Origin of the sequence: Azoarcus indigens (assembly GCF_004361735.1) — a bacterium.
Classification (GTDB): Bacteria; Pseudomonadota; Gammaproteobacteria; order Burkholderiales; family Rhodocyclaceae; genus Azoarcus; species Azoarcus indigens.
In genome coordinates this window covers 62,801-84,628 of the sequence record NZ_SNVV01000003.1, presented here as the reverse complement: position 1 = coordinate 84,628, position 21,828 = coordinate 62,801, and the positions used below count along the sequence as shown (strand labels likewise).

At 69.6% G+C, this 21,828-nt stretch carries 8 protein-coding genes; 7 read left to right on the top strand and 1 reads right to left on the bottom strand.

Features of this window, described 5'->3' with window-relative positions:
• Nucleotides 1-135: 135 nt before the first annotated feature.
• Together C7389_RS04790 and C7389_RS04785 are read left to right on the top strand one after the other, a co-directional pair.
• Complete coding sequence (locus C7389_RS04790; RefSeq protein WP_162851667.1) at nucleotides 136-13,695, top strand: filamentous haemagglutinin family protein; 13,560 nt, start codon at nucleotides 136-138, stop codon at nucleotides 13,693-13,695.
• 68 nt (nucleotides 13,696-13,763) lie between these two features.
• Nucleotides 13,764-14,423 (top strand): RNA polymerase sigma factor, encoded by a 660-nt coding sequence (locus C7389_RS04785; protein ID WP_133588913.1) that lies wholly within the window; start codon nucleotides 13,764-13,766, stop codon nucleotides 14,421-14,423.
• A gap of 162 nt (nucleotides 14,424-14,585) precedes the next feature.
• On the opposite strand, the gene C7389_RS04780 is transcribed toward C7389_RS04785, so the two are convergent.
• A complete protein-coding gene (locus C7389_RS04780; protein ID WP_211168210.1) occupies nucleotides 14,586-15,008 on the bottom strand; it encodes a hypothetical protein in 423 nt (140 codons plus the stop codon).
• A 354-nt stretch (nucleotides 15,009-15,362) separates the two neighbouring features.
• Here C7389_RS04780 and C7389_RS04775 point away from each other — a divergent pair, with 354 nt between their 5' ends.
• From C7389_RS04775 to C7389_RS04755, 5 genes are read left to right on the top strand one after another with little or no spacing between them, the layout of a single operon-like run.
• Entirely contained in the window at nucleotides 15,363-16,988 is a 1,626-nt protein-coding gene (locus C7389_RS04775) for a ShlB/FhaC/HecB family hemolysin secretion/activation protein (protein ID WP_133588911.1), read from the top strand.
• 59 nt (nucleotides 16,989-17,047) lie between these two features.
• Entirely contained in the window at nucleotides 17,048-18,823 is a 1,776-nt protein-coding gene (locus tag C7389_RS04770) for a DUF2341 domain-containing protein (protein WP_133588909.1), read from the top strand.
• Between the two features lie 14 nt (nucleotides 18,824-18,837).
• Nucleotides 18,838-19,248, top strand: coding sequence for an ExbD/TolR family protein (locus C7389_RS04765; RefSeq protein ID WP_133588907.1), 411 nt, complete (start codon nucleotides 18,838-18,840; stop codon nucleotides 19,246-19,248).
• A gap of 10 nt (nucleotides 19,249-19,258) precedes the next feature.
• Nucleotides 19,259-19,972, top strand: coding sequence for a hypothetical protein (locus tag C7389_RS04760; protein ID WP_211168209.1), 714 nt, complete (start codon nucleotides 19,259-19,261; stop codon nucleotides 19,970-19,972).
• A gap of 59 nt (nucleotides 19,973-20,031) precedes the next feature.
• On the top strand, nucleotides 20,032-21,828 hold the full coding sequence (locus C7389_RS04755; protein ID WP_133588905.1) for a putative porin: 1,797 nt from the start codon (nucleotides 20,032-20,034) through the stop codon (nucleotides 21,826-21,828).

The window sequence follows — 21,828 nt, the reverse complement described above, 5'->3', positions numbered from 1 at the left end:
GATCAGTCTCCTCAGTAGCGGACCTGCGCGCCTGGCTTTTCCGGCCGCCGCGCGGGCATCCCGATATCGACTCGAATCGTTGCTGAGGATCGGATGAATACACAGGAGCACAGCAGCCGCAGGATCGTCGGGCGCATGTCCTTCAGCCTGCGCCTCTCCCCCCTGGCGAGTGCCGTGGCACTCGCGCTGGCCGCCGGCGGCATGGGCCAGGCTTATGCGCAGCAAGCCTTCAGCCCGGCCTGGTTCGCTAACAAGGGCGCAATCCAGAGCAATGCCGCGGCCACCGGCCGGCTGCCCAATGGCGCCCCGGCGTCCACGCTGACCAATCCCCTGGCCCAGCAGCAACGCGCCCGCGACGAGTTGAAGACCTCCATAGGCAACCTCGGCCTCGCCGCTCAGGCCATTGCCCTGCAGCAGGCGCAGCAGGCCGCCGCCCGCCAGGCGGCCCTGCGCGCCGGCGGCAGCGTGCCCGACGGCCTTGGCGCCGGCGGTCTCGAGATCGACAGCAACAGCCTCACCGCCGGCTGGCTCAACGCCAAGGCGCCGGTGCAGACGGTGGCCGACGGCAAGACCACGGTGCGCATCGAGCAGACCGCGGACAAGGCCATCCTCAACTGGGAAACCTTCAATGTCGGCCGCAACACCACCGTCGCCTTCGATCAGCAGGCGAGCTGGTCGGTGCTCAACCGGGTGACCGATCCGCTGGCGCGTCCCAGCCAGATCCTGGGCCAGATCCAGGCCCCGGGCACGGTGATGATCATCAACCGCAACGGCGTGGTGTTCTCCGGCGGCAGCCAGGTGAACCTACGCAACCTGGTGGCCTCGGCCGTCGGCATGAGCGACGCCCAGTTCAACAAGGGCCTGTTCAGCGAAGCCCAGGGCAGCGCTCACATTCCCACCTTCGCCAATGACCTCAGCTCCACCGCCAGCAGCTTCGCCTACGGCGCGGCCACCGGCAGCGTGGTGGTCGAAGCCGGGGCGACGATCAGCACGCAGAAACCCAGCTCCGTCACCGAAGGCGGCGGCTACGTGCTGCTGCTGGGCAAGGAAGCGCACAACGCCGGCGAGATCATCACCGCCAGTGGCCAGACGGTGCTGGCGGCCGGCGATGCCTTCGTCATCAACAAGGGGCTGGCGAGCGACGCCAACATTAACTCCACTACCCGCGGCAACGTGGTGACGGCGCTGACCCTGGCTGGCTCCGAGGCGGGGCTGACCTCCAACTCCGGCCTCATCACCGCGACCACGGGCGACATCACCCTTACCGGCCGGGACGTGCGCCAGCAGGGCGTGGCCGTCGCCACCACCTCGGTCCACACCCGCGGCACCATCCACCTGAACAACGCCGCCGGTGATGCCGCCGGCAAGGTCACGCTGGACGACGACAGCGTGACCGCCATCGTCCTCGACGAAGCCGCCGCCACCGCGCTGGACGCGCAGCGCGAAACCCTGATCAAGGATTCCGACAAACTCGGCGACGGCGTCGCCCACCGCCGCGACCAGTCGCTGGTGCTCATCGACACCGCCGGTGCGGTGAATTTCAACACCGGCAGCCTCACGCTCGCCACCGGCGGCCAGATCCTGGTCAACGCCGCCGACAGCGAAGTGAAGGCGGGCGCCACGCTGGACGTCTCCGGCGCGGTCGGCGTCCGGGTGGCGATGGAGAGCAACAACGTCCTGGTCAACGTCCAGGGCAACGAGCAGCGCGACGCCTCGGTCAACCGCGACGACAAGAGCCTGAACAACAAGGATATCTGGATCGACCGGCGTGACCTGGTGTTCGTGCCGGCCGGCACCAACGGTTACGAAACCGACCGCTGGTACACCGCCGGCGGCCTGCTGGAGGTGGGCGGCTACCTCGGCATCACCGGCCACGGCGTGGGCGAGTGGATGGCACAGGGCGGCACGGTGCAGTTCAGCGGCGGCAAGGTGAGCAGCCGCGCGGGCAGCCTCATCAACCTCGCGGGCGGCACGCTGGACGTACAGACCGGCTATGTGAGCCAGACCTACCTCAAGGGCGCCGACGGCCGCATCTACAACGCCTCGAACGCGCCGGGCGACCTGCGCTACACCGGCCTGTACCGGGGTTATGAGGCGGAATTCGCGCGCTGGGGCGTCACCGAGACCTACGCGAACCCGCTGATCCTGCGCGACAAGCGCCTGGAGAACGGCTACACCGTGGGCCGCGACGCCGGCCGGCTAGTGATCGCCACCCAGAACGCGACGCTGGAAGGCAGCGTGGACACCACCGTGTTCCAGGGCATGCGCCAGGTGCGGGCGCGCGACACCGCGCTCGACGGCTACCAGCAGGCGCAGACGGCGGTGGCGCAGCGCGGCCAGCTCATCATCGGCAACTGGACGCCGATCTATGAAGCCGACGCCGGCCAACTGCGCTACAGCCCGGCGGCCACGGTGGACGACGTCACCATAGGCAACACCGCCGGCAGCGGCGTGGGCGGCAGCGCCAGCCATGTGGCGCTCGACAGCGACTGGCTCAACTCGCTGGAGCTGGGCGAGCTGCAGGTCTACGCGCGCCGCGGCATCAGCGTGGACGAAGCGCTGGCAATTTCGAATGGCGGCACCCTGGCGCTGCACGCCACCCAGGTGGACGTGAATGCCGACCTCATCGCGCACGGCGGCAGCATCGCGCTGGGCAGCCTGGTGGAGCGCAAGGCGGGAAGCAGCGCGCAGTGGGTGGAAGCGCCCATCCTGCCTTTTATTCCCACCGGCTACGCCGAACGTGTGCGCGTGGGCGGCGGCGTGACACTGGATGCCAGCGGCGTGTGGAACAACCTGCGTCTGGAGTCCGCAGACATCTCCGGCCTGCCCTTCATCCACGGCGGCAGCGTCTCGCTGCGCAGCAACGGCAACATCGAACTGCGCAGCGGCAGCCTGATCGACGTCTCGTCGGGTGCCACCCTGGGCGAGAACGGCAAGTTCACCGGCGGGCGCGGCGGCAACGTCACCCTGGGTGCGGGCATGCAGGGCGGCTCCGGGCTGGTGCAGCTGGACGGCGAAATCCGCGGCCATGGCGTCAAGGGCGGGGGGGCGCTGCTCATCGACCATGGCACGCTGGTGAGCATAGGCGGCTCCGCCGCCCAGGCTGTCGAGAACCTGCCGGCCGGCGCGGCGAGCGAACTGCCGCTGCGGCTGGCGGGGGACTACGTGGTGCAGCCAGGCGAAACCATTCCGCTCAGCTTCAGCATCACCCGCAGCGTGATTGCGCCCGGCCAGGCCGTGCAGGTGGGCCAGGGGCCGACGGTGAGCAGCACCAATCCGCTGACCCTGCAGGCCGACTGGCTGTTGCCGGGCACGGTGATGTCCGGCGGCAAGTATTACTACGCCGGCAGCATGCTACCGGCCGGCAGCGTTCTGACCGGCATCTCGTCCCTGCCGCCCGGCTATGTGGTGCCAGCCACGGTATTCCCCAACGGAATCCCGGTGAGCCCGGTGACCACGACCTACACCGCGGGCAGCGTGGCCAGCACCACGGTGATCATTCCGGCCGGCACGCGCATCCCGGCGGGCGCCACCATGCCGGTCACCGTGGCGGTGCAGCCCTTCCTCGAACTCGATCAGGCGCTGTTCCAGTCCGGCTTCTCCAGCTATTCGGTGCAGGGCCGCGACGGCGTGCGCATGGCCGATGGCGCCCAGCTTGCGGTGACCATGCCGGTGCTCACGCTCGATCCCGATGCTGCGCGCGCGCTGCCCACCGGCGAGGCGGCCTCCGGCGCGCTGTCGGTGTGGCTGCCGCCGCTGCAGCAGGACGATGCCAAGCGCGGCGAGGTATCGCTGCGTGGCGGCGCCAGCCTCACGCTCACCGCCGGCTCGGTGTACGCACGCGGCAATTTCACGATGGGCGAGGGCAGCCGCATCGAGGTTGATCCCGGCCGTTCCATCACCCTCAAGGGCAACAGCCAGATCACGCTGGACGGCACGCTGCTGGCGCGCGGTGGCCGTATTTCTGTGCTGGATGGCGACTTCGGCATGGGCGTGGACGCTAACCTGCCGCAGGGCACGCCGAATGCGCGCTCGCTGTGGGTGGGCGAGCATGCGCTGCTCGACGTGTCCGGTCTGGCCTTCACCGCGGTGGCGGCCGATGGCCGCGCCATCGGCCAGGTGCTGGACGGCGGCACCATCGAACTGGGCGGCCGGCACGACCTGGAGTCACGCCTCATCGAAAGCCTGGGCGGTTTCCTGGTGGTGCAGGACGGCGCCCGCCTGGACGCCTCCGGCACCAGCGGCACGGTCTACCTGCCGGGCCTGGGCAACACCGTGCTGGCCAGCCACGGCGGCGCCATCGCGCTCAACGCCAACAACGGCATCTACATCGATGGCGATCTGCAGGCCCATGCCGGCGGCGCCGGAGCCATGGGCGGCACCCTCGCGATCAACTTCGAAACGCCGGTCTATGGCCCGGTGGCGCGTTTCACCTACCTCGGGCTGGCGGTGGACGATGCGGTGCGCGTGCCGCGCGAGCTGGTGATCGAACAGGTGTATGGCGGCAGTGGCCTGGCCGCGGGCGTGCAGGCCGGCCAGATGCACGAAAGCCTCGCCTACGGCCAGGCGCGCTATGGCGTGGATGCCATCCACGCGGGTGGTTTCGACACGGCCTCGCTGTATGTGAACGGCCTGCTCAGCTTCGACGGCGACGTCGATCTGCGCATGAACCAGGCGCTCTACCTCACCGCCAGCGCCATGAGCCTGTCGGCGGCCGCGCCGCGCGACAGCCAGGTCAAGCTTGCCGCGCCCTACCTGCGGCTGGCCGGCTCGGCCGGCCGTCAGACGCAGGATGGCACTCTCATGCCTAACCCGGTGTTCGGCAGCCGCAACACCTCAGCCGTCGGCGGCACGCTGGGCGTGCCCGAGATCGCCGCCGACGCGAACCTGACGATGAGCGCCAGCATGCTGGACATCGTCGGCGAGGTGGGTCTGGGCGTGAGCGGCAGCATCGTCCTCAACAGCGGTTCGCGCGATGTGGAGCGCGACGCCTTCGGCACGGTGCGCATCGAAAGCCAGGGCGACCTGCGCCTGCGGGACGCCGCCTTCTACTCGCCGGGCAACACCACCCTGGCGGCGGCGCAGATCTACGGCAGCGGCAAGGTCAGCGTCGGCATCACCAGCACCGTGGACCAATGGAACAACCGGCCGCGCGCCTTCCACCCGGACCGCTACCTCACCATAGAGCGCATGGGCACGGTCACGCCGGCGATGCCTTACAGCGTGTTCGGCAAGCTGGAGTTCTCGGCGGCGACGGTGAACCAGGGCGGGGTGATCCGCGCGCCGCTGGGCTCCATCACCCTGGGCGAGACCGGCGGCAACGGTTCCACCGGCGTAGTCAACCTGCTGCCCGGGAGCATCACCTCGGTGAGCGCCAACGGCCTGGTCATGCCCTACGGCGGCACGGCGGACGGGCTGATCTACAACTACAACGGCGCCGACGTGCTCTACGACTCCATCGGCTTCGAGCCCAAGGTGGACTTCCAGTCGCATGCGGTGCATGCGCAGGAAGGCGCGGTGATCGACCTGTCGGGCGGCGGCGAGCTGACCGGCGCGGCCTTCCTGCAGGGCCGCGGCGGCTCCACCGACGCCCGCCTGAACCCACTGGTGCAACTGGGTGACAAGGGCTTCACCCTGCCGGGCCTGGCCACCAATCCGGTGTACGCCATCGTGCCCGGCGCGCAGGCCAACTACGCCCCGGTCGGCCTGGAAAAGGGCGCCGGCGATCCGACCATCGGCCGCCAGATCACCATAGGCGAAGGCGTGCCGGGCCTGCCGGCGGGCACCTACACGCTGTTGCCTTCCACCTATGCGCTGCTGCCCGGCGCCTTCCGCGTCGAGCTCAACGGCCTCGCCGCCAGCGCCACCGCCTTCGGCACCACCAGCGCCATGCGCAACGGCTCGTGGAGCACCTCGGCGCGGCTGGGCATCGCCAATACCGGCGTGAGCGACACGCGCACCACGCAGATCATCCTGACCGCGGCCGACACGGTACGCACCTACTCGCAATACAACGAGACCAGCTACGCCGAGTTCGCCATCCAGCGCGCGCTGCGCGAGGGCGTGCCGCGCCCGCTGCTGGAGCGCGACGGCAAGGCGATCAACCTGCAGCTGAACACGCCGTCCGCGGTCGGCTCCTTCGGCCTGCCGCAGCTGGTGTTCGACGCCACCGTGCTGGGCAAGCCGGCCGACGGCGGCTACGGCGCGGTCGCGCGGCTTATCAATGCCTCGGACTACGAGATCCTGGGCACTGGCGCCGCGCCCACCGCCGGCTACGGCGGGGTGTCGGTGCATGCCGACACGCTCAACACCATAGGCGCGTCGAGGCTGGAGATCGGCGGCATGCTGAGCTCCAGTTACATGAACCAGAGCACCGGCTCTCTGCAGAACGCCAACGTCATCAGCATCAGGGGCCAGACGGGGAATATCGTGCTGCGCGAAGGAGCGCTACTGCGCGCGGCCGATGTGTTCCTGATCACCGGCCGTACCGACGGCGGCATCACGCTGGAGCAGGGTTCGGGCATCAGCACGCTGGGCATGGGCGAGTCCTCCTACACCGCGGGCCAGGGCTACATCCACACGCCTGGCAGTAACTCGGTGCTGGCGTTGTCCAACGGCCAGCTGGAAATGCTGCCGCCGACCGCGCCCAACGCCAACAGCCCGCTGGACGGCGCCGGCGCCATCGAGATCGGCGTGTGCGCAACGGGCGTGGCCTGCAGCGGCGACACGCGGCTGTATTCGGAAGGCACCATCGCCACCTCCACCGACAACCGCTTCGTGCTGGGCGACACCGTGCGCTATGGCACGCGCAACCTGTCGCTGGCGCTGGGCGGCATCAACGTCGGCAGCGCCGAGGCGCTGGCGGCCGTGGCGGCCAGCGGCGCGCTGCCTTCGGGCATGACGCTCAACCAGCAGGTGATCGACCGCTTGCTGCTGGGCGACACGAGTGCCGGCGCACCGGCGCTCGAAGCGCTGTCCTTCACCGCGCGCGAGTCGGTCAATTTCTTCGGCGACGTCACTCTTTCCACCTACAACCCGGAAACCGGCAAATCGGCGCTGCAGCGCCTGGTGCTGGCCACGCCCGCCATCTACGGCTACGGCGATGCCGACTCGGTGGCGCGCATCCACACCGACACGCTGATCTGGACCGGCGCGCTCACGCCCGCCGGCGCGGTGGTGGCCGGCGGCCCGGGCACCGGCTCGGGCAAGCTGGTGGTCGATGCGCGCGAGGTGGTGTTCGGCTACGGCCCGCGCACCCAGCCCGACACCGTGCGCGACCACGAGCGCCTGGCGCTGGGCTTCGCCAGCCTGCACCTGAACGCCAGCGAGCGCGTCACCGCCACCCACAAGGGATCGCTCGCGGTATACCAGTCGCAGGGCGCCTGGGACCCGGTGGCCAAGGCTTACAGCCACAGCGGCGGCGACCTCTTCATCAGCACGCCGCTGCTCACCGGCGGCGCCGGCTCGATCAACAAGATCGCCGCCGGCGGCGACATCCATGTCAGCGGCACCGGCGCGCCCGCGCCGGACAACGCGGCGCTCGCCGGATCGCTGGGCGCCGAACTGGCGCTGGACAGCCGTGGCGGCAGCCTGGTGCTCGACACCGCGGTGCTGCTGCCCAGCGGCAAGCTCAGCCTGTCGGCGCAGGACGATGTGCTGCTGGCCGATGGCGCGCAGCTCGACCTCGCCGGCCGCAAGATCGACTTCTACGAAGTCAGCAAGTACAGCTGGGGCGGCGACGTCACCCTCGATAGCCGCGGCGGCGACGTGCGCCAGGACGAGGCCGCGCGCATTGACCTCTCGGCGCAGTACAACCGCGCCGGCAAGCTCACCGCTCAGGCGGCGCAGGGCGAGGTGGCGCTGGCCGGCCAACTGGCGGGCGGCGCCAGCGGCCACTACGACGCCGGTGGCACCCTCGTGCCCTACACGGCTGGCCGCATCGAGGTGTACGGCAACAGCATCACCGATTTCGCCGGCTTGAACGCCCGCCTGAACGAGGGCGGCGTGACCGGTGGCCGCAGCTTCCGCCTGGGGCAGGGCGACCTGACCCTAGGCGACGAGGTGCGCGCGCATGAAGTGAACCTGGCGCTGGACGACGGCCACCTCACCGTGAATGGCCGCATCGACGCCAGCGGCGAACAGGTCGGCAGCATCCGCCTGGCGGCGAAGGAGGGCGTGACCATCGCCGGCACCGCGGTGCTCGACACCCATGCCAGCGTGCTGCGCCGCGACAGCTACGGCAAGGTCATCGAGGCGCCCAACCGGGCGGTGATCGAGATCGATTCCGGCCGCGGCACGCTGGCCATCGCCAGCGGCGCGCGCATGGACCTGGGCGTGGCCGGCGCCGGCGCGAACTACGGCACCGTGGCGCTCAACGCGCCGCGCCTGGGCGGCAACGATGTGGACATCGACGCCGCCGGCAGCATTGCCATCACCGGCGCCAAGGCCATCCAGGTCAACGCCTTCATCACCGACGACTCGGCGACGCCGGGCACCGAGACCACCACCGACGGCAAGAGCTACCAGATCATCGACCAGGACTACCTGGACCGCCTGGATGGCGACAGCCGTACCTTCATCAACGCAGCCCGCGCCAACGGCACGCTGATGAATGGCAAGCTCGCCGGCCTGCGCGGCTACACCGATGCCTTCCACCTGCGCCCCGGCGTCGAAGTGGTGGCCGACCTGTTGATCAACCCGGACGGCAACCTGCATGTCGATGGCGACATCGACCTCTCCGGCCACCGCTACGCCAGCGTCAATCCGCACACGCAGCAGACCTCGGTCCACGGCTCGGGCGAGGCGGGCGCGCTGGTCATCCGCGCCCAGGGCGATCTCGACATCTTCGGCAGCATCAGCGATGGCTTCGACGGCAGCCGGCTGCAGACCTCGCTGGACAGCTCCGGCTGGGTGCTCACCGTGGGCCGCCAGCTCTGGGGCGGGGACGTGGTCGTACCGCATGGCGGCATGGTCACGCTAGACGCCGGCACCATCTTCAACTCCGGCCGCAGCCTCAACTACGACTTGCCCATCGCTTCCATGCAGATGGCCGCGGGTACGCTGGTGCCGGTGGGCGGCGAGCTGGCCGCGCCGCTGTCGCTGGCACGCGGCACGGTGTTGAGCGCCGCCGTCTATAGCGACACCGGCGCGCTGCTGTACGCCGCCGGCACCGTGCTGGCGGATGCCGCCACCCTGCCCATCGGCACCCGCTTCGATGCCGGTTTCCGCCTGCCGGCAGCGGCCACGCTCGCCGCCATGGACTGGCCGGCCGGCGTGCCCTTGCCGACGCCCCCGGTCGGCAACATGGTGACGCTGGCCAGCGCGCTCACGCTGGACAAGGGCGCGCTGATCCCCAGTGACACCGACGTCAGACTGCCGGGTGGCGTACAGACGGTGGACCTGCGCCCCGGCGACGGCGACGGCAACCAGGGCCGCGTGTGGGCCGCGGCGCCCATGCTGGCGGCCGGCTCGCAATCCTTCGATATCACCCTGGTGGCCGGCGCCGACTCCTCCGGTGCCGACCGCCTGGCCACGCGGCCCAACAGCAGCGCCAGCCTGCGCTTCTCCGACATGCACTATGGGCAGGGCGCGGGGCGTATCGAGGTGCCGGGCACCGGCGAGCCGGCGGTCTACCGCTGGGCGGCCGATGCCGATGCGGCGACTTGGGAGTCGTGGGGCCTGCCGGGCATCGTGCCCGGCGCGGTGATGACGGCGGAGGAAATCCAGGCGCTGTTCGACATGTACTACATCAGCGAGTCGCCGCTGGAGCTCAACGATTGGGGCCTGGGCTCCACGGTGCTGCTGGAAAGCGAAGGCACGCCGCCGGATTATGTGTACGGCCCCCAGCCGGTGCGTGAACAACTGCCCAGCGTGGTGCGTACCGGTACCGGCGACCTGCGGGTGATCTCGGCCGGCAGCATCGCCACCAGCTCCCTCTTCGGCATCTACACCGCCGGCACGCAATCGGCCTCGCTGGCCGCGGCTGGCGGTCCCGACCCCTACAACCAGCCGCGCAGCCTCTACGCCGGCTCGGTGCTCGGCGAGTTCGGCTCCCCGTTCGAATCCCTGGTCGACGGCGGCAGCGACAGCCTCTACCAGGCCTGGTACCCCGAGGCCGGCGGCAACCTGCTGCTGCGCGCCGGCGGCGACATTACCGGCGACACCCTGGGCCGCGCGCTGCCGACGGCACGTCGTGAAGCGCTGGGCAACCGCACCGCCCAGCTGAACGGCACCGCCGCCATCGGCAACTGGCTGTGGCGCCAGGGCAGCGGCAGCGTGGCCGGTGAAGGCGACACCGCCGTGCCCACGGCATGGTGGATCAACTTCGGAACCTACGTGCCCTCGTTCAGCGAGAGCTACTACGTCGATTTCACCAAGATGCCGCGCTTCATTGGCTTCACCGGCTTCGGCACGCTGGGCGGCGGCAACCTGGTGCTGGAGGCCGGCGGCGATGCCGGCATGCTGGTTCCCCGCGCCGACCACGGCGGCGCTTACCTGGCGCGCAGCTCGGGCCTGAACCTGACGGTGGCCAGCACCGGCCGGGTGGCAGCCAGCGGTGAGCTGGTACTCACCGGCGGGGGCGACCTGGACATCCGCATCGGCGGCGGCCTAAACGCCGATCCGGCGCTGCGCTCCTTCACCAACAGCATTTACGACCCGGTAGCCAACATCAACCCGGCGCGTGATGCGCACCGGCTGGACCTCAACGGCACCTTCACCAACCTGCGCGGCGCCCTGCGCATGGAAGCCGGGGCGGTCGGCGGCGTCGAGCAGCTCTTCGGTGGCGGCGATCCGAAGGAATCGCGTCCCTTCGATGTGTTCACCTCGTCCTCGGCGCGGGCCGCGGGCGGTCCGGTGCTAGTGGTGGGCGATGCCGGCGTGCGGATGGAAGCGCGCGGCGACCTGGTGCTGGCCAGCGTGGTCGACCCCGGCCGCGTGCCCCAGTACCACGGCGGCACGCCCTTCAGCGCCAACGGTGCCTCGTACGCGGCCAACGGCTGGAGTTGGTTCTCGCTATGGACCCCCTCCACCGCAATCGACCTGCTGTCGGCCGGCGGCAACCTTACGCCCACGCTGGCCATGCAAGACCGCGACACCACCATCGACAGCCACATTACCGACCTGCACTACGTCTATCCGGCGGTGCTGCGTGCCGCTGCGGCCAGCGGCAGCGTGTATTACGGCAAGTTCGTCAAATCGGTGACCGCGGGTACCAACAACAATCCGTTCCAGCCCGGCGTCACCTTGGCGCCCTCGCCGGTGGGCGAGCAGTTCGTGGTGAGCCATGCCGGCCAGCTGGAGCTGCTGGCGGCCGGTTCCATCTACGCCAGCGGCACCAGCTTCTCGGCCTCGGGCGCCGACCCGACCGCGCTGCCCAATCCGTTCAATCCCGGCTTTGTCGGCCGGGGTGACAGGGTCTGGTACGGGCTGGAGGCCATACACAACGTCGGCAGGGAAGCGCTGGCCCCCGGCGCGCTGCTTTACGCGAATGAGAATGGCGGCGTGGGCCAGCGTTACCCGCTGTTCTCATTCACGCCGCCCACCGCCTCCGGCTATGTGTACGCCGGCCAGGAGTCCGCGCGCTATTACGCGGTGGAGGGCGACCTGGTGGGCCTGCGCTTCGGCAGCATCATCTATCGCGGCAGCAACACCAACGGCGCACCCGGCAGCCTGAGCACCTGGTACGACGGCGGTGGTGCCGTGGCCTTGCGCGCTGGACGCGACATCATCAACGCCGGTACCTTGCTCGGTACCTACGACAACTACGGCAACACCTATGGCAGCCCGCAAGGTTCGATAGGCTGGATCACAACCGCCAGCGGGGCCGACCCGGCCGCACCGCAGCGGCCGAGTTCCCAGGATTTCGCCACCGCGCGCGGTAATCTGGTGGTGCACACCAGCGCCGACGACGTGTCGGTGATACAGGCCGGGCGTGACATCCGCTCCAGCTCCTTCTACATCGCTGGCCCCGGCCTGCTGGATGTCTCCGCCGGCCGCGATGTGTACATGGCCGATGGTGGCGAGCTGCGCAGCATGGGGCCGGTGGTGAACGTCATCCCGGGAGACCGCGCCAGCGGCGCCGGCATCGCCCTGGCCACCGGCATGGGCAAGTACGGCGCCAACTGGACGGCTTTCGCCGACCGCTACCTCGATCCGGGCCGCCTGGCCGATCCCTTGCTGCCGCTGGCGGACCAGCCGGGCGCCGCGGTGCGTGTCTACAACGGCTCCATCACACTGGCGCAGTGGCTGGCGAGCGAGTTCGGCTATACCGGCGACGAGGCGGGCGCGGCCGATTTCCTGGCGGCGGAGCAGCTGAGGCTGGATACCGCGCGCGCCGAGGCGCTGGCCAGCGGCGGCCGTGCGGCCAACCGCAACCTGGAGCGCGAGTACAGGCTCGAGAGCCAGCTGCATCTGGTGAACTGGCTGACCACCCGCTTCGGCGGCGCCAACGGCCGCGGCCTGCACTTCGACGCCGCCACCATGGATGCGCGCGCCTTCTTCGATGCCTTGCCGGTCGAGCAGCGCAGCACCTTCCTGCGCAACGTGTATTACGCCGAGCTGCGTGCCTCCGGCCGCGAGTACAACGAGGTGGACGGCAAGCGCTCGGGCAGCTACCTGCGCGGCCGCGAAGCCATCGAGACGCTGCTGCCTTCCAAGGACGCCCAGGGCGAGACCATCGCCTACAAGGGTGACTTGACCATGTTCAGCAGCGCGCGCTACTTCGCGCAGTTCGTGGATTCGCCCTCGACGTGGCGGCCGCAGCCGGGCAAGACCTACCTGTCCGAAGCCGAATGGCGGGCCGCCGGCAGCCCGGGCTACGACGTGCCCTTCTACAAGATCAACGATGCCGGCATCCACACCGACTTCGGCGGCGACATCAGCCTGATGGTGCCGGGCGGCCGCACGCTGGTGGGGGTGGACGGCGGCTATCCGCCGGGCGCCGGCTCCGGCGTGCTGACGCAGGGCGAGGGCGACATCAACATCTTCTCGCTGAGCGACATCCTGATGGGCCAGAGCCGGGTGTTCACCACCTTCGGCGGCAACATCCTGGCCTGGTCGGCGGAGGGCGACATCAACGCCGGCCGCGGCGCCAAGAGCACCATCGTCTATACGCCGCAGCGCCGGGTGTATGACGAGGTCGGCAACGTCAGCCTGTCGCCGAGCACGCCCAACACCGGCGCCGGCATCGCCACGCTCAACCCGATCCCGGAGGTGCCGCCGGGCGACATCGACCTGATCGCGCCACTGGGCACCATTGACGCCGGCGAAGCGGGCATCCGGGTCTCCGGCAACGTCAATCTGGCCGCACTGCATGTGGTGAATGCCGAAAACATCCAGGTGCAGGGCGAGGCGGTCGGCATTCCGGTGGTCGCCGCGGTGAACGTCGGCGCGCTGAGCAACGCCAGCGCCGCCGCGGCGCAGGCCAGCACCGCGGCGCAGGACGTGATGCAGCGCGAGCGCGCGGCCCAGCGCCAAGCCCTGCCTTCGGTATTCACCGTTCGGGTGATCGGCTTCGGCAACGAAGCGGCGCCCGAGCTGGGCACGCCACCGGCCGGCGCCCCGCGCCAGCCGGCCGCGCAGACCAGCTACGACCCCAACAGCGCATTCCAGTTGATCGGCCATGGCCCGTTGAACGCCGAGCAGCTCGCCCGGCTGACTCCCGCCGAACGCCGCACTCTGGATAACGAACGCTGAACGGTGCCGTCACCCTCCCGGCCCGCGCCTCCGCAAGGAAGCGCGGTGCCGACCAACGCCTGTCTGCCATGAGCCTGCCTGCCTTGTCCTCCGCTCATTCGCCCGCCCGTCTGGCCCGCCCGGCAACGCCGCCGGGCAGGACGCCCAGCTGTTCCCTGGCCACCCACCAGGGCTTTGCATCGCCGCCGGCGCCGGTTTCATCGCAACCGGCCCGGCCGGCGGAAGCGCTGCAGGAAAGGGGGGAGCCGCAACGCTTCCTCGCCGAGCACTACCACGCTCTCTGCCGCCGCCTGGGGCGTCGCCTGGGCAACCGCGAGCTGGCCGCCGAAAGCCTGCATGAAGCCTGGCTGCGCCTGGCCGGGCAGAGCCCTCGGCCAAGCGTGGCCAATGTCGAGGCATACGTTTTCACCGTCGCCTGCAACGCAGCGATGGACTTGCTGGCGGCGGAGAACCGCCGCTGGCAGCGGGAAGAAAGCGGCGACGAGCTGGAACTGGCGGCGGACCCGGCGCCAGGCCCGGAGGCGCAGCTGGAAGCCGCTTCCGAGCTGGCGGCCACGCTACACCGCCTGGAGCGCCTGCCGCCACGGCAGCGGGCGCTGGTCCATGCGGTCGGCGTGGATGGCCGGCCACGGGAGGAGGTGGCCCGCCAGTTCCGCGTATCCCTGCGCAGCGTGGATCGGGCGGTCGCCCAGGCCAGGGCGGTGTGGCGGGAGGCGGAAGCGGCCTGAAGGCGGGGCCGCTGGGCGCATCCGGAGCCGGCCCAGGGGCCGGTATGAGCTGAAGCCGGGGCCGGCCCCGACACCTTTTCCGTGAATCGAAGTCGCTTTGCCCTTGTTACCGGGCAGGCCCGCGGCCGGCCTCGGGAAGGCGCAGCCGGCCTGCGCTCCGGCTCACTGGGCCGGGCGTGGCCCGATCGGCAGGCTGGGCTGCACTTCCGGCGGGCGCTGCGGATACACCGAGGTGCCGAAGGTATTGCCCATGCGGTGGCCGGTGGCCGCGCGGTTGAAGAGGCCGAGCTGGTTCTCCGGGCGTTCCAGGACGGATTCCGACGCCAGCCCCGGCTGCCCCCTGTCGCCGCCACGGGCCGGCGCCGGCTGCAGCTTCTGCGACAGGCAGTCGTAGGAGGGCGCGCGCTGGCCATTCACCTCCACCTCGATGCAGCTATCCGGCTGCGCTTCCTCCGCGTCGGCAGCGCCGGCAGGCATTGGCGGGCCGGCCAGCAGCAGGGAGGCGAGGAGGGCGAGGGAGACGCCGAACAGGCGGGTTTTGTCGCCGGAAGGCCGGGTGCGCGGGGAAGACGTTGGGCGGGACATTGGGTGCTCCTGGAGTGGCGCCGCGGCGCGGGCGGTGGCCGCGGCGGCTGTGATGGGAGGAAAGCGGTGGGGGAGGGCGCTCGTTGGAGCAGGGCAGTTCCCCGGCACGAGCCGAGGCGGCCGTGCCGCATTCCTTTTATTCAGGGTGCGCGTGGCGCGGCAGCGGTTTCGTGAATCTTTTGTGACGGATGGCAGTTGCGCCCTCCGGCGGCCGTCTAGGAGCACATGAGCAGGCCGGAGCGCCCGCGCCTGCCAGGAAACCGAGGGCTTTCATGCCCGGCGGTGGCCGCCGTGGAACGGGGCTGCCGGCGTGGCTTTTCTACTAGGGATTACCAGGGAAATCGGGTTCGACAGATGCATGAACTGAAGAAACGGCCACCGACGGCCCGCACCGCGCTCTGCCTGGCAGTGCTGGCACTCTCCGGCCACGGCCTGGCCTTGGCGCAGGCGCCTTCCGGCGGGCAGGCCCCGGCGGAAACCGTCGCCGACGATCGCCGGGTGGATGTCAATGAATACCTGGTGCGCGGCAACACTGTGCTGGATGCGCGCGCCATCGAGGCAGCGGTCACGCCCTTCCTTGGCCCGGACCGCGGCATGAAGGACATCGAGGCCGCCCGCGATGCCCTGCTCGCCGCCTACCAGGCCAAGGGTTACCAGTCGGTGTACGTCGATCTGCCGGAACAGCAGGTGACCGAGGGCATCGTGCTGCTGCAGGTCACCGAGACCCGCGTCGGCCGGGTGCGCGTGGTCGGCGCCGAATACTCCTCGCCGACCAAGGTGAGGGACGAGGTGCCGGCGCTGAAGGAAGGCGAGGTGCCCGACTTCACCCAGGCCCAGGCCGAGCTCACCGCGCTCAACCGTGGCGGCAAGCGCCAGGTGATGCCGCTGGTGAAGCAGGGCAGCCTGCCCGGCACCATGGATGTGGATCTCAAGGTCGAGGACAGCAGCCCCTGGCGTGCCAGCGTCGGCCTGAACAACGACCGCAGCGCGGATACCGAGCGCCTGCGGCTGACCGCCTCGGTGGGCCACGACAATCTGTGGCAGCTCGGCCACAACCTGTCCTTCAGCTTCTACGGCACGCCGGAAGACCTGGAGCAGACCAGGGTGTGGTCCGGCGCCTATGTGGCGCCGCTGGACCCGGACTGGAGCCTGGAGCTGTCCGGCTACAAATCGAACAGCAACGTCGCCACCGTCGGCGGCACCAGCGTGCTGGGCAAGGGCCACTCCATCGGCCTGAAGGCCACCTACACGGTGCCGATGTCCGGCGACTGGTGGCATTCGCTGAGCGCCGGCGTGGATTTCAAGCGCAACGACGAGGAAGTCCGCCTCGGCGGCAGCGGCGACGAAGTGCCGCTGGAATACGCGCCCATCACCCTGGCTTATTCCGGCTTCCTGCAGACCGAGCGCGCCCAGTACGCGCTGGGCCTGTCGCTGGTGAACGGCACCCGCAGCTTCCTCGGCTACGGCAGCGACTGGCGGGAGTTCTACTACAAGCGCTACAAGGCCTCGCCCAGCTTCATGGTGCTGAAGGCGGACCTGAACACCACCCACACGCTGGCGGGCAACACCCAACTGGGCATCCTCTTCGCCGGCCAGCTCACCGATTCGCCGCTGGTTTCCGGCGAGCAGATCGCCGCCGGCGGCATGAACTCGGTACGGGGCTACCTCAACGCCGAGGCCACCGGCGACTACGGCATGGTCGGCTCGCTGGAACTGCGCAGCCCGGCGCTGAGCATAGGCGTCGCCGCGGTGGAGGACTGGCGCATCTACGTCTTCGCCGACGGCGCCCGCCTGCGCCTGCGCGATCCCTTGCCCGAGCAGGACGACCGTTTCGATCTTGCCTCGGTCGGCATCGGCAGCAGCCTGCGGGTGGGCCGCTACCTGTCCGGCCGGGTAGACCTGGGCTATCCGCTGAAGGACGGCCCGCGCACCGAGCGCCACGACCCGCGCCTCACCTTCAGCGTCACCGCCAGCTACTGATGAGCCGGCTACCCCAACGCATAACCATGCATATCCCAAGCGTTTCTGGAGAATCACTCATGCGCCGCATCCTCTTTCTCGCGCTCATGCTGCTCGGCGCCGCCCTGCCTGGCCTCGCCCAGGCCTGGTGGCAGCCGGAATGGGCCTACCGCAAGCCGATCACCCTGGACGCGACGCCGCAAGGCGCCGCAATCGGCAGCGATGCCGGCCGCGCGCCGGTGTTGGTCCGCCTGCACACCGGCAACTTCGGCTTCGAGGGCGTGAGCGAAACCGGCTCCGACCTGCGCTTCGTCGCCGGCGACGACAAGACCGTGCTCAACCACCAGATCGAACAGTTCGACCCGCTTCTGGGCATCGCGCTGGTCTGGGTGGACGTGCCCAGCCTCAGCAGCGGCGCCAGCCAGCAGGTCTGGATGTACTACGGCAACCCGAAGGCCCCAGCTTCCGGCAACGGCCAGCTCACCTTCGATCCGGACTACACCCTGGTCTACCACTTCGCCGAGGCCAATGTGCCGCCGCGCGACACCACCGCCTACGCCAACCACGGCCAGAGCACGGTGGCGGCGGCCGACGGCACGGTAATCGGCCGCGGCGCCCGCCTGGGCAACGCGCCGCTGCTGCTGCCGGCCTCGCCCTCGCTGGCGCTGGCGGCCAACGCGCCCTTCACCTTCTCTGCCTGGATCCGGCCGGAGCAGGTGGATGCCGAGCAGGCACTGTATGTGCGCCGCGACGGTGCCGGCGAACTGTTGATCGGCCTTGCCCAGGGCATTCCCTATGTGCAGGTAAACGGCCAGCGCAGCACCCCGGCGCAACCGGTGCGGGCGGCGCAGTGGTCGCACATCGCGGTGCGCAGCGACGGCCAGAACATCACCCTCTTCGTAGCCGGCCGCCCGGCGGTCACGCTGGCCGCCGCCACCCCGGCCCTGAACGGCGCGGCTGCCGTTGGTGGCGACGTGCCGGGCGCAGCCACGCCGCTGGCCGCCTTCAACGGCGCCATCGACGAGCTGCGCTTGTCCAAGACGGCGCGTCCGGATGCCCTCATCCTGGCGGATGCGATCTCCCAGGGCGCCGACTCCCGCCTGACCGCCTTCGGCGCCGACGAGCAGCAGGCCGGCAAGAGCCACTTCGGCTTCATCCTCGCCGCCATGCCGCTGGACGCCTGGGTCGTGGTCTTCCTGCTGGGCATCATGATGGTCGTCTCGTGGGCCATCATGATCGGCAAGAGCCGCAGCTACGGCGCCATGGCCCGCGCCAACGACAGCTTCATGGCGGCGTTCCGCCAAACCGCCGGCGCGCCGCTGGACCAGTTGGCCCGCTTGGACCGCGTGCCGGCCGAAGTGAAGAACGATTCGCCGCTGTGGCGCCTGTATGAAGTGGCGGTGGCCGAAATGCGCCACCGCCAGGAGCGCGGCTACGACATCAACGCGGTATCCGCCGCCACCATAGGCGCGATCCGCGCGGCGATGGACGGCGTGATGGTGCGCGAGAACGAGCGCATGGCCCGCCGCATGAACTGGCTCTCCACCACCATCGAAGGCGCGCCCTACGTCGGCCTGTTCGGCACCGTGATCGGCATCATGCTGGTGTTCGTTGTCGCCGCCATGGCCGGCGCGGTGGACATCAATTCGGTCGCTCCCGGCATGGCAGCCGCGCTGCTATGTACCGCGGCCGGCCTGGGCGTCGCCATTCCCGCGCTGTTCGGCTACAACTGGCTGGCTGCCCGTTCCGAGGCAATCGGTGCCGACATGGCGGTGTTCGTGGATGAGTTCTCCACCCGCCTGGCCGAAGAGCAGGGCGAGGGCCGCCAGCATCGCCCGGCGCTGCAGCGCGCTTGACGGGGCGAACGACCATGGCCATTGCAGCCAAGTTCGGGCCCAAGAAACGGGCCGGCGGCATCAACATCACCCCCTTCGTCGATGTGCTGCTGGTGGTGCTGGTGATCTTCATCCTCACCAGCAACGCCAGCGTACCCGGCATCCGGGTGGATCTGCCGAAGGCAAGCTCCGCCGTTCCACTGGAAAAGCCCAAGACCAAGGCGATCACCATAGACAACGCCGGCCAGGTGTTCCTGGACGCCTACCCGGTGACGCTGCCGGAGCTGGAGTCCCGCCTGCGCACCGAGAAGGCGCTGACGCCAGACTTTCCGGTCATCGTCCGCGGCGACGCCTCGGTGCAGTACGCCAAGGTGGTCGAGGTACTGGACCTCCTGCGCCGCATCGAGCTGAACCAGATCGGCCTGGTGACGGGCAAGCCGGCTTGAGGGGGACCAGGTGAAACCTCCTTATTCCACGGCGCCGCAGACGGTCTCCGCCGGCCACCAGTTGTGGCGCCGCTGGGGCGGACTGGCCACCGGCGTGGCGCTGGCCGCCGCGCTGGCCGCCTTACTCTGGTACCTGCTGGCGGATACCGCCACTACCAAGCGCGAGGTGGCGGCCACGCCCATGCTGATGCTGCCCCCTCCGCCCCCGCCGCCGCCCGAGCCGGAAAAGCAGCCGGAACCGGAAAAGGTCGAGCCGCAGGTGGTCGAGCCGCTGCCCACCCCCATCGAGCCGATGGAACAGCCGGCCGAGGATGCGCCGCCCAGCCCGTCGGAGGACGTCGGCGACCCGGTGACCATAGACGGCGAAGCGCAGGCCGGCGGCGACGCCTTCGGCATCGGCGCCGGACGCGGCGGCGGCTCGGTTGGCTCAGGCCGCGGCGGGCTCGGCAACGCCTCCTATGCCGGCTACGTTTCCACTGTGCTGCAACGCGCCCTGGCACGGGACCCGCGCACCCGTCACCTGGTGTTCGACGACATCCGCCTCGATCTGTGGCTGTCCCGCGAGGGCAGGGCGCTGCGGGTCGAACTGGTTGATGGCACCGGCGATTCCGCCACCGACCGCGCCGTCCTCGAACTGGTCCGCCAGATAGAGGCGATGGAAGAACGCCCACCGGCCTCCATGCGCTATCCGATGCGGGTCTCCATGAAGGGGCGCCGCCCATGAGCACCAGCCGGCGCAGCACTCACGCCGCAGTTTCTCCCTCCCATTCAATGAAGACATCCATGAGTCCAGTGACCCACTCCGACCGTCGCGCCCCTGCGGGCAGCGGCATCAGCCAGCCGCCGCAGGCCGCCGGCATCAAGCTCGCCACCGCAACCCTGGCTTCGCTTCTCGCGTTGCTGGGCAGCACGCCGGTGCTGGCCCAGGCCTCAACGCCTGCCGAAAGCGCGATGGTGAGACTCATCCGCGGCCTGATCGACAGCGGCGCGCTCGCCCGCGACGTCGGCGAAGCACTGCTCGCCCAGGCCCAGACCGAAGCCATTGCGGCCCAGCAGGCGCAGCGTCAGGCCAGCACCGCCTCTGCCCCGCAGGCCAGCACACGCGCCCAGGCCGGCGATGTGCGTGTCCCCTATGTACCGCAGACGGTGCGCGACCAGATCCGCGACGAGATCAAGGGTGAAGTCATGGCCCAGGCTAGGGCGGAAGGCTGGGCTGCGCCCAACGAGACGCCGGAGTGGACCAAGCGCATCCGCGTCGAAGGCGACCTGCGGGTGCGCAACGAATCCCGCCTGTTCTCCGGCAGCAACAGCAACATCCAGACCGACTGGGCAAAACTGAACGACGACGGCCCCTACGACGTCAATCCCAACACCTCGCTGTCCCTGCCGCCGCTGATGAACACCCGCAAGGACCGCGATAACCTGTTCCGTATCCGCGCACGCCTAGGCATCTTCGCCGAGCTCTCCGAGCGTACCCTGGCCGGCGTGCGTATCGCCACCGGCAGCGACGACAGCCCGGTCTCCACCACCCAGACCCTGGGCGGCGGCCTGGGCAAGAAGGAAATCTGGCTGGATCAGGCCTGGCTGTCGCACCGTCCGGTGGACTGGCTGACCCTCGTCGGCGGTCGCTTCGGCAACCCCTTCTTCTCCACCGACACCCTGTTCTCCGGCGACCTGAACTTCGACGGCATCGCTGCCAAGTTCGACAAGACCCTGGCCGCCAACAAGGACGTGGAACTGTTCGGCACCGTAGGCGTGATCCCGCTGGAGTACTCCTCCGACAGCTTCCCCAGCACCAGCCAGGACAAGGGGAAGAGCGAGAACAAGTGGCTCTTCGGCGTGCAGATGGGCGCGGCCTGGAAAGTGAATGCCGACAACCAGTTGCGCGGCGCGCTCGCCTACTACAACTTCAGCAACATCACCGGCAAGGTCTCAGACCCCTGCGCGCTCTATGCCGGTGCCGATCACTGCAGCAGCGACTGGTCGCGGCCTGCCTTCATGCAGAAAGGCAACACCCTGATGCTGCTGCGCGACATTGCACTGGACCCGACCGATCCAGCCAATACGCCGATGCCGCAATACGTCGGCCTGGCCTCCAAGTTCCGCCTGCTGGACCTCAACTTCCGCTGGGACACCAAGGCCGTCGGCAACACCTCTTTGCGGGTGGATGCCAACTACATCCGCAACCTCGCCTATGACGAAGACGGCATGTGGCGCCGTGCCCGCGGCGGCATCGTGAACAACTTCGGCGGCAGCGGCGGCACCAGCCAGGCCGACTTCGAGAGCGGCGCGAATGCCTACATGCTGCAGGCCACCTATGGCACCGCCAGCCCGAGCAACCGGGGCGACTGGAACGTGCTGGCCGGCTACAAGTACATCGAGCCGGATGCGCTACCGGATGGCTACAACGACTCCAGCTTCCACCTGGGCGGCACCAATGCGCGCGGCTACTACCTGGGTGGCTCCTATGCGATCGACAAGAACGCCTGGTTCACCGGCCGCTGGATCTCGAGCAAGGAAATCTACGGTCCGCCGCTGTCCATCGATCTGCTGCAGCTGGAATTCAACGCCCGACTGTAA

Excerpts from the sequence above, each read along its gene's own strand:
- C7389_RS04790 (WP_162851667.1), top strand. The coding sequence starts at position 136 with ATGTCCTTCAGCCTGCGCCTCTCCCCCCTGGCGAGTGCCGTGGCACTC.
- C7389_RS04785 (WP_133588913.1), top strand. The coding sequence starts at position 13,764 with ATGAGCCTGCCTGCCTTGTCCTCCGCTCATTCGCCCGCCCGTCTGGCC.
- C7389_RS04780 (WP_211168210.1), bottom strand. The coding sequence starts at position 15,008 with ATGTCCCGCCCAACGTCTTCCCCGCGCACCCGGCCTTCCGGCGACAAA.
- C7389_RS04775 (WP_133588911.1), top strand. The coding sequence starts at position 15,363 with ATGCATGAACTGAAGAAACGGCCACCGACGGCCCGCACCGCGCTCTGC.
- C7389_RS04770 (WP_133588909.1), top strand. The coding sequence starts at position 17,048 with ATGCGCCGCATCCTCTTTCTCGCGCTCATGCTGCTCGGCGCCGCCCTG.
- C7389_RS04765 (WP_133588907.1), top strand. The coding sequence starts at position 18,838 with ATGGCCATTGCAGCCAAGTTCGGGCCCAAGAAACGGGCCGGCGGCATC.
- C7389_RS04755 (WP_133588905.1), top strand. The coding sequence starts at position 20,032 with ATGAGTCCAGTGACCCACTCCGACCGTCGCGCCCCTGCGGGCAGCGGC.